The organism is Methylovorus mays (assembly GCF_020531915.1).
GTDB classification, from domain to species: domain Bacteria; phylum Pseudomonadota; class Gammaproteobacteria; order Burkholderiales; family Methylophilaceae; genus Methylovorus; species Methylovorus mays.
Window position 1 is genome coordinate 303,217 of sequence record NZ_JAJAVG010000008.1, and the last position, 13,234, is coordinate 316,450.

Sequence of the window (13,234 nt, forward strand, 5' to 3'; positions counted from 1 at the left end):
TCATGTTTATGTCCACCCGACTTACCAATATAGGCCTGCTATTCTGCCTCGCATGCCTGTTATCGTTCACCGCACTCGCAGCGCCCATGCCGACACGACTGGGACCTGCGAATCTTGCCGTGATTGTCAATGAAGCCGACGCCAACAGCGTGGAGGTCGGCGAGTATTATCTCCAGGCCCGTCAGACTCCCCCACAAAACCTGATCAAGGTAAAACTGCCCACCGGCAAGGTCAAATTAAGTGCCTGGGAATTTGCCGGTTTGCGTAGCAGCATCCTGCCCCGGCTTGGGCCGGAGATACAAGCCATGGTACTTATCTGGACCACCCCGTACGCGGTGGAGTGCAACAGCATTACGTCTGCCATGACCTTGGGCTACGACGCCGATCAGTGCAAGAAGACCTGCGACCCTGGCAAGCCCAGCCCCTACTTCAACAGTTCTGTCAGCCAACCCTACACTGCTCTTGGCATACGCCCCACCATGCTGCTGCCAGTCGAGTCTGTGGAACAGGCAAAAGCCCTGATTGATCGTGGCGTATTCAGCAGTTTCCGCTTGCTGCCCAGTAGCGCGTATCTATTGACGACTTCGGACCATGCACGCAATGCACGCGTACCCATGTTCCCCAAACCCATGCAGATTGCCGCCAGCCAGCTGACCATTCAGCGCATAGAGGCAGACAGCATCCAGGATCGCAAAGATGTGATGTTTTACTTCACAGGCAAAATCTCCGTGCCGCATCTGGATACGCTGACATTCAGGCCAGGCGCCATTGCCGACCACCTGACATCAAGTGGTGGCGACCTGCTGGGAAAATCTCAGATGTCCAGCCTGCGCTGGCTGGATGCAGGTGCCACTGGCAGCTACGGCACAGTATCCGAACCCTGTAATTACTGGCAGAAATTCCCAGCACCCAGCATTGTGATGAAGCATTATCTTGAGGGCGAAACCCTGATCGAAAGCTACTGGAAAAGCGTGGCATGGCCAGCACAAGGGCTCTTCATCGGCGAACCTCTGGCTGCCCCTTATGCCAGAACACGAGGCGTACCCAACCCGTGAAGCCCTTGCCATGCCCTTGCCATAGTGGCGCGAACTACCATGAATGCTGCCAGCGCTGGCATACGGGCAAGCGTGAGCAACAAACGCCTGTAGAACTGATGCGATCCCGTTATGCGGCTTACGCGCTGCTGCTGGAAGATTACCTGCTGGCGACCTGGCACCCCGAGACTCGTCCTGCCCGACTTGGGTTAAGCAACGAAGTACCCACCAAATGGATAGGCCTGCGCATCTTGCGCGATGCAGTGCAAGGGGATAATGCGATCGTGGAGTTTGATGCGCGCTACAAGATCAATGGCAAAGCAGAAAAGCTGCATGAAATCAGCCGCTTCATCAAGCTGAATGGTGACTGGTACTATCTGGATGCAAGCGGCGAGTAACACCTGAATTACTTCGGGAGCACACCCTAGCCGCGCGGATGGTGCATGGCATGCAGCTGTTTCAGGCGCTCACGCGCCACATGCGTATAAATTTGCGTGGTTGAAATATCCGAGTGCCCCAGCAGCATTTGCACTACCCGCAAATCCGCTCCGTGATTCAACAAATGCGTGGCAAAGGCATGGCGCAACACATGGGGCGACAAGGGTTTGTGTATGCCGGCCTGCAAAGCATAGCGCTTGATCAGGTACCAGAATGCCTGGCGCGTCATCGCCTCGCCGCGTTGCGTGACAAACAGACTATCCGACACACGCTGCTGCAGAATCTGCGGCCGGCCTTCGCGCACATACCGCAACAACCAATCGACGGACTCTTCCCCCAAAGGGACCAGGCGCGTCTTGCTGCCTTTACCCGTCACCCGCACCACCCCCTCATTAAGGCTGACCTCGGTATAGCGCAACCCCACCAGCTCAGAAACGCGCAGACCACAGGCATACAAGGTCTCAAGCATCGCCCGATCGCGCAGGCCAATGGCCTGGGCAATATCCGGTGCATTCAACAAGGCAACTACCTCGTCTTCATTCAGGCTTTTTGGCAATGAACGCGGCAGCTTGGGGGTATCAATCAGCAGCGTGGGATCCACGCTAATCTGCCCCTCACGCAAGCCATGGCGATAAAATCGCCGCAAGCTCGCAATCAGGCGGCTGACACTGCGCGGCTTGCTGGTTGGAAAGCGGAAGGCGAGATACTGCTGAAGATCGCCCTGGTCCGCCTGATTAAGCAACTTGGCATGTTCAGACCATAACCAGTCAGCAAACAAGGCAAGATCGCGCCGGTAACTTTCCAGGGTATTTCTCGCCAGACCATCCTCCAGCCAGAGATGATCCACAAATCTATCCAGCAATGCTGCATTCGCTGCACTCATGCGAAGCCCTCATGCGCCAGCAGCCATTGCTTGATGGCAAGACCTTGCGGATTGCCCTGCATGAAGCCACCCAGGCCACTCTTGGCGATCACGCGATGGCAGGGAACCAGCAAGGGTACCCTGTTCGCCCCGCATACGTTAGCGACGGCCCTGGGACCTGAGCTGACGCGTTGGGCAAGCTGGCTGTAGCTTAAGGCTGCTCCCGCGGGGATATCGGCAATGGCGCTCCAGACGCGTTGCTGAAACAAGGTGCCACCTGTGACATAGGGGAGATCGATCGTGAGCCTTGCATCTCGTAGATACCGCTGCAGCTGATGCACGGCGTGCTGCACAAACGGTGTGGGCGCGGCATATGTCGAGCCGCTCTCACTTAACAATTTGATGGCAACCACAAAGTCATCCTGAACGCGCAGGCCTATGGCGCCAAACGGTGCGGCAATCAGAGCATCGTAATCGCGTGGGCTGGATTCGGAATTCATCAGGCTATGGTAACGCAATCCTTTAGGGCGTATCCAGTTCGCTCGCCATGGGCTAGACAAAAAAGCAAAAAGCCCCTTGCGGGGCTTTTTGCAGACAGCTCAGGCTGAATTTATTCAGCGCTAACTGGCTTTTCGCGCAGCTTGAGCTTTTCCTTGATACGTGCAGACTTGCCTGAACGCTCACGCAAGTAGTAGAGCTTGCTGCGACGTACGTCACCACGGCGCTTCACTTCGATAGAAGCGATCAGTGGGGAGTATGTTTGGAATGTACGCTCAACGCCTTCACCGGAAGAAATCTTGCGAACGATGAAAGAAGAATTCAGGCCACGATTGCGCTTGGCAATCACAACACCTTCGTAAGCCTGTACGCGCTTACGTGTACCTTCAACCACGTTCACACCAACGATGACGGTGTCACCAGGTGCAAATTCAGGGATATTCTTGCCAAGACGGGCAATTTCTTCCTGTTCCAACATCTTGATAATGTCTGCCATTTTTCAGTTCCTTTTAATTATGAGGATTCTTGTTCCTGCTTCAGCGTTTGCTCAACATCAAGCTCCGCCAGCAGCCGAGATTCCTCTTTCGTCAACGACCTTTCGGCCAGTAAATCCGGGCGTTTAGCCCTTGTTTGCGCTAGCGACTGCTTGAGCCGCCAACGCTTGATCTTTGCATGATGCCCGGACATCAGAATCTCGGGCACCGCCACGCCTTCGTATACTTCCGGGCGGGTATAGTGGGGGCAATCCAGCAAGCCATCCACAAATGAATCCTCGAGTGCGGAATCCATATCGCCCAGACTCCCGGGCAATTGGCGCACAATCGCATCTATCAACACCATGGCGGGTAACTCACCGCCCGATAGCACATAATCGCCTATCGAATATTCTTCGTCGACCACACGGTCAAGCAAGCGCTGGTCTACACCTTCATAGCGGCTGGCCAGCAAGATCAAGCCAGGCTCCTGCGCCAGCTGCATCACTGCAGCATGGGTGAGCGGCTTGCCTTGCGGTGACATGTGTATCACCTTGGGCACAGCCACTCCGGCTTTCTCTTGCCTGACCCTGGCAGCACCAATCGCTTTTTCCAGAGGCTCGGCCAGCATCACCATCCCGGGGCCGCCACCATATGGTCGGTCATCCACTGTACGGTAATTGTCGCTGGTGAAGTCGCGCGGATTCCATACATGCAGGGCATAAATGGCTTTTCCCAGTGCCCTCGCCGTAATGCCAAACTGACTGACGGCTTGAAACATCTCCGGAAAAAGGCTGACCACGTCAAACTGCCTGGTGGCGCATTGTGTGGCTGCAGGCTCCTGCACCGACATTAAAACTCCGGATCCCAATCCACCAGCATGGTGCCTGCCTCAACATTCACCTCAGGCACGGCTTCTGCGGTAAACGGCACCAGACGCTCACGTCCGGCATCATCTTTCACCACGACCACATCATTGGCACCGGTTTCGAACACATCCACCACGGTGCCAAAATCTACCTGCTGCAAATTGCTGACGCGCAAACCAATCAGATCGGACCAGTAATACTCGCCCTCTTCCGCTTCCGGCAACTGCTCGCGCGGCACTGACACCTGTTTGCCTTTGGCTGCAAATGCCGCATCACGATCGTCAATGCCGACCAGCTTGACCAGCAAGGTCTTGCCATGCACTTTCGCTGCTTCGACCGGATATTCCTGCCACTTGGGGTCACGCCCCAACCACCAGTTATCGTAATCGAACAGGCTATCTATGGTCTCGGTATCCGGCTGAATTTTCAGCCAGCCATAAATGCCATAAGGGGCGACAACGCGCCCCATGACGACCATATCCTTCACAGTTGTTATCGCCTGCTAAAAGGCGATACCCCGCTTAGGCAGCTGCTTTGGCAGATTGCTTGACCAGACGTGCAACGCAATCAGACAGCTGTGCGCCATTGCTTTGCCAGTGAGCAATACGCTCACCGTTCAGGCGCAGGCCTTCTTGGCCTTCTTTAGCCAGAGGATTGTAAAAACCTACACGCTCAATGAAGCGACCATCGCGACGATTGCGCGAGTCAGCTACCACTACGCTGTAAAAGGGGGATTTCTTCGCGCCACCGCGTGCGAGACGAATGATCACCATAATAGTTGTTCTCTTTTAATTGACACAGAAAGGCGCGGATTTTACGTTATTTATGAGGGGCTTGGCAAGGGGAATATCAGATTATCTGCATTCTTGCGCTGTCAGCCCCTGCTATGCGGGCTGGTAGCGTGTAGGGTCCGCGAGGCCCGCCGCCAGAAAACCATCGCGGCGGAAGCGGCATGAATCACACTTGCCGCAAGCCCTGCCCTCTTCATCGGCCTGATAGCAGGAAACCGTCATACCATAATCAAAGCCTAACGCACTGCCGCGCTTCACAATATCCGCCTTGGATAAATCAATCAGCGGGGCATGCACGGTAATGGTGTCGCCTTCGACGGCAGCCTTGGTCGCCAGATTGGCCATGGCCTGAAACGCGCGTACATATTCGGCTCGGCAATCAGGATAACCGGAATAGTCCAGCGCATTGACGCCAATAAAAATATCACGTGATTTCAACACCTCGGCCCAGGCCAGCGCCAATGACAACATGATGGTATTGCGTGCTGGCACATAGGTCACCGGTATGCCTTCCGTGGGGGACTGTGGGACATCAATCCGATTATCGGTGAGGGCAGACCCGCCAAACAGGGAGAGATCCAGTTGCACGGTCTTGTGCTCCGCTGCACCCAGACATTCGGCTACACGCTGTGCCGCCAGCAGCTCGGCAGAATGACGCTGATGGTAATCCAGGCTAAGGCAATAGCACTCATAGCCCTGGCTACGTGCAATCGCCAACACAGTGGCGGAATCCAGTCCACCGGATAACAGCACAACCGCTTTTTTACTCATATCAAACTCCGGGCCTTTCGCCCCACAATATCTTGTGCAATTGCACCTGCATGCGCACGGGCAACTTGTCAGCCAATATCCACTCAGCCAATTCTGTCGGATTCACCTGACTGTAAACCGGCGAGAACAGCACACTGCAGGTACGATGCAGAGGCTGTTTATCCAGCAGTTCTTTGGCCCAGAGATAATCCGCATGATCGCAAAGCACGAACTTCACTTCATCCTGCGGCTTGAGATGCGCAAGGTTGCCCCACAAATTCTTTTCCAGCTCGCCTGAGCCTGGGGTTTTAATATCCAGGATGACGGAAACGCGTGGATCGACGTTGGCAATATCCATGGCGCCGCCAGTCTCGAGCGACACGCTATACCCCGCATCGCACAGACGCGTCAGCAGCACATGGCAATCGCGTTGCGCCAGGGGTTCGCCCCCCGTTACCGTCACATAATGCGCACCGTACTCGGCCACCTTCTGCATGATGTCATCAATCTCCATGCTGCCGCCGCCATGAAAGGCATAAGCGGTATCGCAATAAACGCAGCGCATGGGGCAGCCTGTCAGCCGCACGAATACCGTAGGCAGGCCAACGCGCGATGACTCGCCTTGCAGCGAATGGAAGATTTCGTGAATTCTAAGTTTCATGGCCGTATAAATGGACAATAGCCGACAACGAAATGTTGTCGGCCATCAATAGACGTTATTTTACTTGAAGTTAGGCAAGTTCTGGCGAATTGCCTGCGCGTTTAGCGCTTGATGGACTCCAGCACCTTCAGACGGCTTTGTGCGCGAGGAATGACATCGCTCTTGGGATACTGGCTGATCAGGTCGCGCAATGTCTTCTTGGCGCCATCAATATCCGCCAGTTGAATCTGGCTATTCGCAATGTTAAAGCTGGCTTCTGGCGCTTTGGCACTGTCAGGATACTGCTTCAGCAGCTTCTGCTGGGTAGCAATCGCAGCCTTGTAATTCTTGAGCGAGAACTGCGAAAATCCCAAGCCATACATCGCATCTGCGGCGTGAGTGCTGGCAGGATATGTCTGCAGAAACTTCTGGTAGGCATCAAATGACTCTTTGAACTTGCTGGACTGCAGCAAGGCATTGGCGGCGTCGAGATCTTTGCTTTCAGAGGTGCTGGCAGGTGCGGCAGATGTATCTGCGACAGCACCGGATGCTGGCTGTGTCGCATCGGTAGTGGCGGCTGGCGCCCCACTCTCCAGTTTGCGCAGACGACCATCGGTGTCTGCGTACAAATCCTTTTGACGCTGTTGCGTCATGTCAATATTGTGATTGGCCACTTCCAATTGGCCTTGCAGACGACTGATCTGCTGATTGAGCGCATCAATCTTGCCCAGCATGTCAGTCAGGCTCTGGGTGTAGCGTTGCTCCAGAGCCTGCTGATTTTTCTTCAACTCATCTATCGCAGCTTGCGTGGCCTGATTCTGGGTTTGCACCTGTTGCTGAAGGTCAGCAATTTTCCTGCGTGCCTCGTCATCCCCAAACAGCGCAGCATGCGCCACTTGAGAAACACCCATCAACAGCCCCAAACCTACTATCAAACCACGCATTGTCAATTACTCGCCTTGGTAAACGATGTCAGCACGACGGTTCTTGCTGTAAGCAGCCTCGTCAGAACCAGCAGCTTGAGGCTTTTCTTCGCCATAGCTGATGGTTTCGATTTGCTTGTCAGAAACACCTTGCAGGTTCAGCACTTGCTTGACAGCAACAGCACGACGTTGACCCAGCGCCAGGTTGTACTCACGGGTGCCGCGTTCGTCGGTATTGCCTTGCAGGATTACCTTGGCATCTGGATGCTCAACCAGGTACTTGGCATGGGCATTCACCAGATCACGGTATTCAGGCTTGACTTCATCCTTGTCGAAGTCGAAGTAAACACTGCGCTTGGACAGGATGTTGTTTGGATCAGTCAGCGGGTTAACCGACATGCTGCTGTTTTGCACGCCGCTGGTAGAAGCAGAGTCAGAACTTTGGCTGGTAGTGGTTTGCGCTGGACTCTTGTCTTCAACAACAGGGGCATTCTTTACAGGCTTGCTTGAGCAAGCAGCCAGCATCATAGCCAGCAATACGCTTGTTACTAAACTTTTATTCATGTTTTTCTCTCCTTAAAAATCAATAAAATACAACCAAAATTCACTACTAAAAAATCTACTCCATCACAAAACGGCTAATTCGCTGCGGGCCCCCAGGCGGGCTCACGCACATCGCCGCCGGTTTCGCTCAGACGCTGCTTGACGCGACCATCTGCAGACACGGCAGCCAATGCACCACGCCCACTGATACTAGTTGCATACAAAATCATGCGGCCATTGGGAGCAAAGCTGGGAGACTCATCCTGCGCAGTATCACTCAGAACCTGCACCTGGCCGCTGGCAACATCCTGCACCGCTACGCGGAACTTGCCGTTATCCTGCTTGATGTATGCCAGCGTCTTGCCATCAGGCGAGATGCGCGGGCTTACGTTGTAATTGCCATCGAACGTCACACGCTTGGCGTCGCCACCGGTGCTGGCCATGCGGTAGATCTGCGGGCCACCACCACGGTTGGAGGTAAAGTAAATGGCAGATCCATCAGGCGTCCAAACAGGTTCCGTATCAATGGATGTTGTATAGGTCAGCTGCTTCAATCCGGTGCCATCGGCATTAATGACATAGACCTGCGAGTTGGCGCTATGCGTCAGCACAATGGCCAGGCGATTGCCATCAGGCGACCATGCCGGGGCGCTATTGTTGCCCTTGAAGTTTGCAACCACATTACGTTGACCGGTCACCAATGACTGCACAAACACGATGGGTTTCTTTTTCTCGTAAGAAACGTAAGCCAGTTTCGTGCCATCGGGAGACCAGCGTGGCGAAATCACAGGCTCATTCGAAGACATGACGGTTTGCGGATTGAAACCATCGGCATCAGCCACCTGCAAGGCGTAACGCCCTGCGGTCTTGGTAATGTAGGCAATGCGCGTGGAGAACACACCCGGCTCACCGGTCAGCTTTTCATAAATGATGTCAGCGATCTTGTGTGCCGTGGCACGCTGCTGCGAAGCCGCAATGTTGAATTCAAGCCCTGCCAGCTGATTCTGTTTCAATACATCCAGCAAGCGGAAAGACACCTTCAGGCGACCGCCAGGCAAGGTTTCCACGGAACCGATGGTCAGTGCCTGCGCTTGAATCGCAGCCCATTCCGGATATTTCACCTCGGGTAGATCGTGCGGCTGATTCACCACACCACGCGTTTCCAGCACACGGAACAGGCCGCTGCGGCGCAAATCAGCCCCCACCACCGTGGCAATATCGTCCTGCGCTCCAGGCGTCTTGGCGAAAGGCACGACAGCAATCGGGATTTGCTGTGCAGCGCCGCCAACGATTTCGATTGTCAATGCGGCTTTACCGGCAAGCGGCAAGGCCAAGAGGAAAAAGCTAAGTAGTAGGCGTAGTTTGTTCATGGGTAATTAGGGTAAGTATGTGTTGCAAAGTTCCCTTATGCAAACTCCTGTCATTCTAGCAAACTTATGCTATTCGTTCGGCCTGAACTTGAGTTCCAGGTTACGAAATTGTGCAAGCAGGTCAGGCTGCGTAGGCAGGGGCAAGGGTTGAGACTGCAAAATGGCCCGCTCAACCGCGTCGTCACAGGCAGGAATGCCGCTGCCCTTCACCAAGCGCGGCGAGCCAATCAGCTCCCCGGTCGGCATCAGATTAAGATTAAAGGTTAACTCTGGCTTGCCGCTGCCGCACAATTGCGAATTCACATTGCGGCGGATCTTGTTCGTGATCAGGCCGATATATTTGGCGACTTCGCTAGGATCCACCTTGGGGGAAGCCGAAGCCGCTGGCCCTGTCTTTGGTGCGGCTGCCTGTGTCGCCTTTGCGTCCTCCTCCAGCATGGCCTGCTGCAGTTTTTTCAGCATGTCCTCTTTAGGTTTTTCGTCCTTCTTTTTAGGCTCAGGCTTGGGCTCTTCTTTCGGCTTTACCGGCTTTTCTTCCTTGGGTTTGACCGGTTCCTTTTTCACCTGAATCTCAGCCTTGGGCTGTGGCTCAGGCGCGGGATCCGGTTTAGGCTCTGGCTTGGGTTCAGGCTTTGGCTCGGGCTTGGGTGGCTCTGGCGTCGGCTCGGGCGTCGGCTCGGGCTTGGGCGGCTGCACCGCTTTTTCAGCGGGAATTGCTTCCCACAGCTCCACCTGAGCCACGCTCATGGGCTGTACGGTTTTCCAGTGAAAGGAAAACAGCAGCAACATCAACAACAGGCCATGCACCAGCACCGACAAGGCACCAGCACGTATGGCAAATGAATTTTCACGCTTGCGTATCATGCCAACCTATTTTGCGGGTTTGAGCAGCAGCCCAACCTTGTATTGCTTGAGGCCATCCATCAGGCTGACCACCTGGTCGTATTTCACATTTTTATCGGCGGCGATCACAATGGCCCGTTCTGGCGTTTTTTCCAGCATGGTGCGCACTTCAAACAGCAGTTGATCGCGCTCCAGCGCCTTGCCTTCAATTTCGACCTGATCATTGGCCTTGACCGTAATCACGAGTGGCGCTGCGGTTTGTTTGAGCGTCTGGCCAACCTGCGGCAACTCCACCACGCCAGGATTGGTCATGGGTGCCGTGACCATAAAGATCACCAGCAGCACCAGCGTCACGTCGATATAGGGAACGACGTTGATCTGGTTCATCATGCGCCGTTTACGGGTTCTCGCCATGATGCCCCCTTACTTGTTGCGCTGCAGGATGTTGGTGAACTCTTCCATGAAGCTTTCATAGCGCACGGCCAGCCTGTCCACCGCGGAGGCAAACCGGTTATAGGCGATAACAGCCGGGATGGCGGCAAAGAGGCCAATCGCCGTTGCCACCAGCGCTTCGGCAATCCCCGGCGCGACATGGGACAAGGTCGCCTGCGCCATATTGGATAGACCACGAAATGCATTCATGATGCCCCACACCGTACCAAACAGACCGATGTAAGGGCTGACCGAGCCCACAGATGCCAGGAAGGGCAGGTGCGAATCCAGATCATCCATCTCGCGGTTGTAGGCCGCACGCATGGCGCGCTGTGCACTTTGCGTCACGTCGCTGATTTCCAGGCCACCCTGGCGTTTCAGTTTGGCATATTCCTTGAACCCGGCCTCAAAGATGCTGGCCATCCCCTGCGCGTGCCGACGGCCCGCGTTCACACTGTCGTAAAGCTTGTTGAGATCTCCACCGCGCCAGAATTCCTCTTCAAATGCCAGCGCATCGCGCTCGGCACTGCGAATGCTGAACACTTTGATGAAGATGTACCACCACGACACCAGGGAGGTGAGAAGCAAGATGGCCATGACAATCTGCACCGGCACGCTGGCGCCGGAAATCAGGGTATATAGGGACATATCCTCGCTGAGGTTCATTACTGCTCCATTTTTTTCATTGACTGTTGGATGGGGGCTGGAATCGTCACCGGCGTGTAGTTGACCGCATCAATGCAGACGACTTCGATGCTGGCTTCGGTAAGGACTTGCCCGTCACGGAAAATTTTTTGTTCAAACACCATGCGGCTGCGACCCATGCTGGCAAGCTGGCTATGCACCATGATGGCGTCATTGAAACGAGCGGGCTTTTTAAATTTGATCTCGATATTACGCACAACAAAGATGATGCCAAACTGCGCGGTAAGTTCCGTTTGTTCAAAGCCGAGACTACGCAACCACTCGGTGCGGGCACGCTCCATGAAGTTGAGATACTGGCTGTGATAGACAATGCCGCCTGCATCGCTATCTTCATAGTAAACCCGGATCGGCCATTCAAACTGCTTCGCCTGCATGGTGTCGCTCACTCCTGCCATAAGCTTCCATTTTGCATACTGGCCGGGGTTGGCAACCCAAAATGCTGGTATGACTGCTGGGTAGCGACACGACCGCGTGGCGTGCGCATCAGGTAACCCTGCTGAATCAGATAAGGCTCGAGCACGTCCTCAATCGTGTCGCGCTCTTCGCCAATGGCCGCGGCCAGATTATCCAGTCCAACGGGCCCGCCACCGAATTTCTCCAGCACGGCGAGCAGCAGCTTGCGATCCATCACATCAAAGCCCAGTTTGTCGACATCCAGCATTTGCAATGCGGCATCGGCGATCGCCGATGTCACGATGCCATCGGCCTTGACTTGCGCATAATCGCGCACGCGGCGCAGCAAGCGGTTGGCAATACGCGGCGTGCCGCGCGAGCGTTTGGCAATCTCCAGCGCACCCGCCTCCTGCATGCTGACATCGAGCAGCCCCGCAGAGCGATGCACGATACGCGCCAATTCATCGGCCGTATAAAACTCCAGCCGGGACACAATACCGAAGCGATCACGCAGCGGATTTGTGAGCATGCCGGCGCGCGTGGTGGCACCCACCAGCGTAAACGGCGGCAGATCAAGCCGCACCGAACGCGCGGCCGGACCTTCGCCTATCATGATATCGAGGCGGTAGTCTTCCATGGCGGGGTAGAGGATTTCTTCCACCACCGGGGACAACCGATGAATCTCATCGATGAACAGCACATCGTTGGGCTCAAGATTGGTCAGCAGCGCAGCGAGGTCGCCCGCGCGTTCCAGCACCGGGCCGGAAGTCTGGCGCATGTTCACGCCCATTTCGCGGGCAATGATGTGCGCCAGCGTGGTCTTGCCCAAGCCGGGCGGGCCAAACAGCAGAACATGATCCAGGGCTTCGCTGCGGCCACGCGCCGCATTGATGAAGATTTCGAGCTGACCGCGAGCCTTTTCCTGACCGACGTACTCGTCCAGCACCTTGGGGCGCAGGGCACGCTCCAGCGCTTCTTCCTCCCGGCCCAGCGGCTCGGCGGCGATCAGTCTGTCGGTTTCTATCATGGGCCTGTCAGGCGGTCTTTAATCAGGATTTGGAAAGGGATTTGAGCGCCAGACGGATACCGTCGGCCACCACGACATCGGCTGGCAATTGCTTGACGGCTGCCATGGCTTCCCGCTCATTGTACCCCAAGGCGAGCAGCGCGTTGAGCACATCGCCACTGGCGGATTTTGCCTGACCTGCGGGCGCGGTAAGACCATCGACGCTGAACTTGTCTTTCAGCTCCAACAGCAAGCGCTCGGCCGTTTTCTTGCCTATGCCCGGTACGCGGGTCAGCAGCGCAGTTTCCTGCAAGGCTACCGCTTGCGCCAGATCATCTACCGACAAGCCACTGAGTATCGACAAGGCTGACTTGGCACCTATGCCATTCACCTTCAGCAACTGGCGGAATGTCTGCCGTTCGCGGTCGGTGCCAAACCCATACAGCAGCTGGGCATCTTCGCGCACGATGAACTGGGTCAGCAGCACTACTTTTTCGCCCAGGGCAGGCAGATTGTAAAAGGTGCTCATGGGCACCTCGCATTCATAGCCAACGCCATGGCAATCAATCACCACTTGCGGCGGTGCCTTTTCGATCAGGACTCCGCTGATTCGGCTAATCATGAACAAACTCCCACAGGTGTTGCCGCTGCAACACGATTAAAT

The 13,234-nt window shown here is 55.3% G+C and carries 19 protein-coding genes; 2 read left to right on the top strand and 17 right to left on the bottom strand.

Translation table 11 applies throughout. The annotated features are described in order from the left end of the window. Positions 1-2 precede the first annotated feature (2 nt). Positions 3-1,055 carry a TIGR03790 family protein gene (locus LG203_RS11880; RefSeq protein WP_230345962.1) on the top strand — a complete coding sequence of 351 codons (1,053 nt, stop codon included), beginning with the start codon at positions 3-5 and terminating at the stop codon, positions 1,053-1,055. Beyond that, the gene (locus tag LG203_RS11885; RefSeq protein ID WP_230345963.1) at positions 1,052-1,432 is read left to right on the top strand and encodes a YchJ family protein; all 381 of its coding nucleotides are present in this window, start codon (positions 1,052-1,054) and stop codon (positions 1,430-1,432) included. Before LG203_RS11880 ends, LG203_RS11885 begins: the two co-directional genes overlap by 4 nt. Before the next feature lie 26 nt (positions 1,433-1,458). Here LG203_RS11885 and xerD read toward each other — a convergent pair whose 3' ends face one another. The 17 genes from xerD to ruvA form a co-directional block, all read right to left on the bottom strand. Then, entirely contained in the window at positions 1,459-2,355 is an 897-nt protein-coding gene (gene xerD, locus LG203_RS11890) for a site-specific tyrosine recombinase XerD (protein WP_230345964.1), read from the bottom strand. Then, on the bottom strand, positions 2,352-2,894 hold the full coding sequence (locus tag LG203_RS11895; protein ID WP_328487063.1) for a methylated-DNA--[protein]-cysteine S-methyltransferase: 543 nt from the start codon (positions 2,892-2,894) through the stop codon (positions 2,352-2,354). The genes xerD and LG203_RS11895 overlap by 4 nt, the downstream gene beginning before the upstream one ends. Before the next feature lie 50 nt (positions 2,895-2,944). Further along, the gene (gene rplS / locus LG203_RS11900; RefSeq protein WP_230345965.1) at positions 2,945-3,328 is read right to left on the bottom strand and encodes a 50S ribosomal protein L19; all 384 of its coding nucleotides are present in this window, start codon (positions 3,326-3,328) and stop codon (positions 2,945-2,947) included. Positions 3,329-3,345: 17 nt separating this feature from the next. Next, complete coding sequence (gene trmD / locus LG203_RS11905) at positions 3,346-4,158, bottom strand: tRNA (guanosine(37)-N1)-methyltransferase TrmD (protein ID WP_230345966.1); 813 nt, start codon at positions 4,156-4,158, stop codon at positions 3,346-3,348. Continuing rightward, on the bottom strand, positions 4,158-4,652 hold the full coding sequence (rimM, locus tag LG203_RS11910; protein WP_015830917.1) for a ribosome maturation factor RimM: 495 nt from the start codon (positions 4,650-4,652) through the stop codon (positions 4,158-4,160). The genes trmD and rimM overlap by 1 nt, the downstream gene beginning before the upstream one ends. Before the next feature lie 43 nt (positions 4,653-4,695). Next, a complete protein-coding gene (gene rpsP / locus LG203_RS11915; RefSeq protein ID WP_013443098.1) occupies positions 4,696-4,947 on the bottom strand; it encodes a 30S ribosomal protein S16 in 252 nt (83 codons plus the stop codon). 111 nt (positions 4,948-5,058) lie between these two features. Next, positions 5,059-5,736, bottom strand: coding sequence for a 7-cyano-7-deazaguanine synthase QueC (gene queC, locus LG203_RS11920; RefSeq protein ID WP_230345967.1), 678 nt, complete (start codon positions 5,734-5,736; stop codon positions 5,059-5,061). A gap of 1 nt (position 5,737) precedes the next feature. Next, on the bottom strand, positions 5,738-6,376 hold the full coding sequence (gene queE / locus LG203_RS11925; RefSeq protein ID WP_230345968.1) for a 7-carboxy-7-deazaguanine synthase QueE: 639 nt from the start codon (positions 6,374-6,376) through the stop codon (positions 5,738-5,740). A gap of 101 nt (positions 6,377-6,477) precedes the next feature. Next, on the bottom strand, positions 6,478-7,299 hold the full coding sequence (gene ybgF, locus LG203_RS11930) for a tol-pal system protein YbgF (RefSeq protein WP_230345969.1): 822 nt from the start codon (positions 7,297-7,299) through the stop codon (positions 6,478-6,480). 6 nt (positions 7,300-7,305) lie between these two features. Next, on the bottom strand, positions 7,306-7,842 hold the full coding sequence (gene pal / locus LG203_RS11935) for a peptidoglycan-associated lipoprotein Pal (RefSeq protein ID WP_013443102.1): 537 nt from the start codon (positions 7,840-7,842) through the stop codon (positions 7,306-7,308). Between the two features lie 74 nt (positions 7,843-7,916). Next, positions 7,917-9,191: a Tol-Pal system beta propeller repeat protein TolB gene (gene tolB / locus LG203_RS11940; RefSeq protein ID WP_041362382.1), complete on the bottom strand. Its 1,275-nt coding sequence runs from the start codon at positions 9,189-9,191 to the stop codon at positions 7,917-7,919. A 69-nt stretch (positions 9,192-9,260) separates the two neighbouring features. After that, the gene (locus tag LG203_RS11945; RefSeq protein ID WP_230345970.1) at positions 9,261-10,055 is read right to left on the bottom strand and encodes an energy transducer TonB; all 795 of its coding nucleotides are present in this window, start codon (positions 10,053-10,055) and stop codon (positions 9,261-9,263) included. Between the two features lie 6 nt (positions 10,056-10,061). After that, positions 10,062-10,448, bottom strand: a complete 387-nt coding sequence (locus tag LG203_RS11950) for a biopolymer transporter ExbD (protein ID WP_015830922.1) — start codon at positions 10,446-10,448, stop codon at positions 10,062-10,064. A 9-nt stretch (positions 10,449-10,457) separates the two neighbouring features. Next, the gene (gene tolQ, locus LG203_RS11955; protein WP_230345971.1) at positions 10,458-11,132 is read right to left on the bottom strand and encodes a protein TolQ; all 675 of its coding nucleotides are present in this window, start codon (positions 11,130-11,132) and stop codon (positions 10,458-10,460) included. Beyond that, positions 11,132-11,566 (bottom strand): tol-pal system-associated acyl-CoA thioesterase, encoded by a 435-nt coding sequence (gene ybgC, locus LG203_RS11960; RefSeq protein WP_230345972.1) that lies wholly within the window; start codon positions 11,564-11,566, stop codon positions 11,132-11,134. Before ybgC ends, tolQ begins: the two co-directional genes overlap by 1 nt. Continuing rightward, entirely contained in the window at positions 11,554-12,591 is a 1,038-nt protein-coding gene (gene ruvB, locus LG203_RS11965) for a Holliday junction branch migration DNA helicase RuvB (protein WP_230336407.1), read from the bottom strand. Before ruvB ends, ybgC begins: the two co-directional genes overlap by 13 nt. A gap of 22 nt (positions 12,592-12,613) precedes the next feature. Further along, positions 12,614-13,192, bottom strand: a complete 579-nt coding sequence (gene ruvA / locus LG203_RS11970; protein ID WP_159355021.1) for a Holliday junction branch migration protein RuvA — start codon at positions 13,190-13,192, stop codon at positions 12,614-12,616. Positions 13,193-13,234: the final 42 nt, after the last annotated feature.

Bases quoted from the DNA above. Each gene is read 5' to 3' on its own strand.
- LG203_RS11880 (WP_230345962.1), top strand. From the start codon at position 3: ATGTTTATGTCCACCCGACTTACCAATATAGGCCTGCTATTCTGCCTC.
- xerD (WP_230345964.1), bottom strand. From the start codon at position 2,355: ATGAGTGCAGCGAATGCAGCATTGCTGGATAGATTTGTGGATCATCTC.
- rplS (WP_230345965.1), bottom strand. From the start codon at position 3,328: ATGGCAGACATTATCAAGATGTTGGAACAGGAAGAAATTGCCCGTCTT.
- trmD (WP_230345966.1), bottom strand. From the start codon at position 4,158: ATGTCGGTGCAGGAGCCTGCAGCCACACAATGCGCCACCAGGCAGTTT.
- rimM (WP_015830917.1), bottom strand. From the start codon at position 4,652: ATGGTCGTCATGGGGCGCGTTGTCGCCCCTTATGGCATTTATGGCTGG.
- rpsP (WP_013443098.1), bottom strand. From the start codon at position 4,947: ATGGTGATCATTCGTCTCGCACGCGGTGGCGCGAAGAAATCCCCCTTT.
- queC (WP_230345967.1), bottom strand. From the start codon at position 5,736: ATGAGTAAAAAAGCGGTTGTGCTGTTATCCGGTGGACTGGATTCCGCC.
- queE (WP_230345968.1), bottom strand. From the start codon at position 6,376: ATGAAACTTAGAATTCACGAAATCTTCCATTCGCTGCAAGGCGAGTCA.
- ybgF (WP_230345969.1), bottom strand. From the start codon at position 7,299: ATGCGTGGTTTGATAGTAGGTTTGGGGCTGTTGATGGGTGTTTCTCAA.
- pal (WP_013443102.1), bottom strand. From the start codon at position 7,842: ATGAATAAAAGTTTAGTAACAAGCGTATTGCTGGCTATGATGCTGGCT.
- tolB (WP_041362382.1), bottom strand. From the start codon at position 9,191: ATGAACAAACTACGCCTACTACTTAGCTTTTTCCTCTTGGCCTTGCCG.
- LG203_RS11945 (WP_230345970.1), bottom strand. From the start codon at position 10,055: ATGATACGCAAGCGTGAAAATTCATTTGCCATACGTGCTGGTGCCTTG.
- LG203_RS11950 (WP_015830922.1), bottom strand. From the start codon at position 10,448: ATGGCGAGAACCCGTAAACGGCGCATGATGAACCAGATCAACGTCGTT.
- tolQ (WP_230345971.1), bottom strand. From the start codon at position 11,132: ATGAACCTCAGCGAGGATATGTCCCTATATACCCTGATTTCCGGCGCC.
- ybgC (WP_230345972.1), bottom strand. From the start codon at position 11,566: ATGGCAGGAGTGAGCGACACCATGCAGGCGAAGCAGTTTGAATGGCCG.
- ruvB (WP_230336407.1), bottom strand. From the start codon at position 12,591: ATGATAGAAACCGACAGACTGATCGCCGCCGAGCCGCTGGGCCGGGAG.
- ruvA (WP_159355021.1), bottom strand. From the start codon at position 13,192: ATGATTAGCCGAATCAGCGGAGTCCTGATCGAAAAGGCACCGCCGCAA.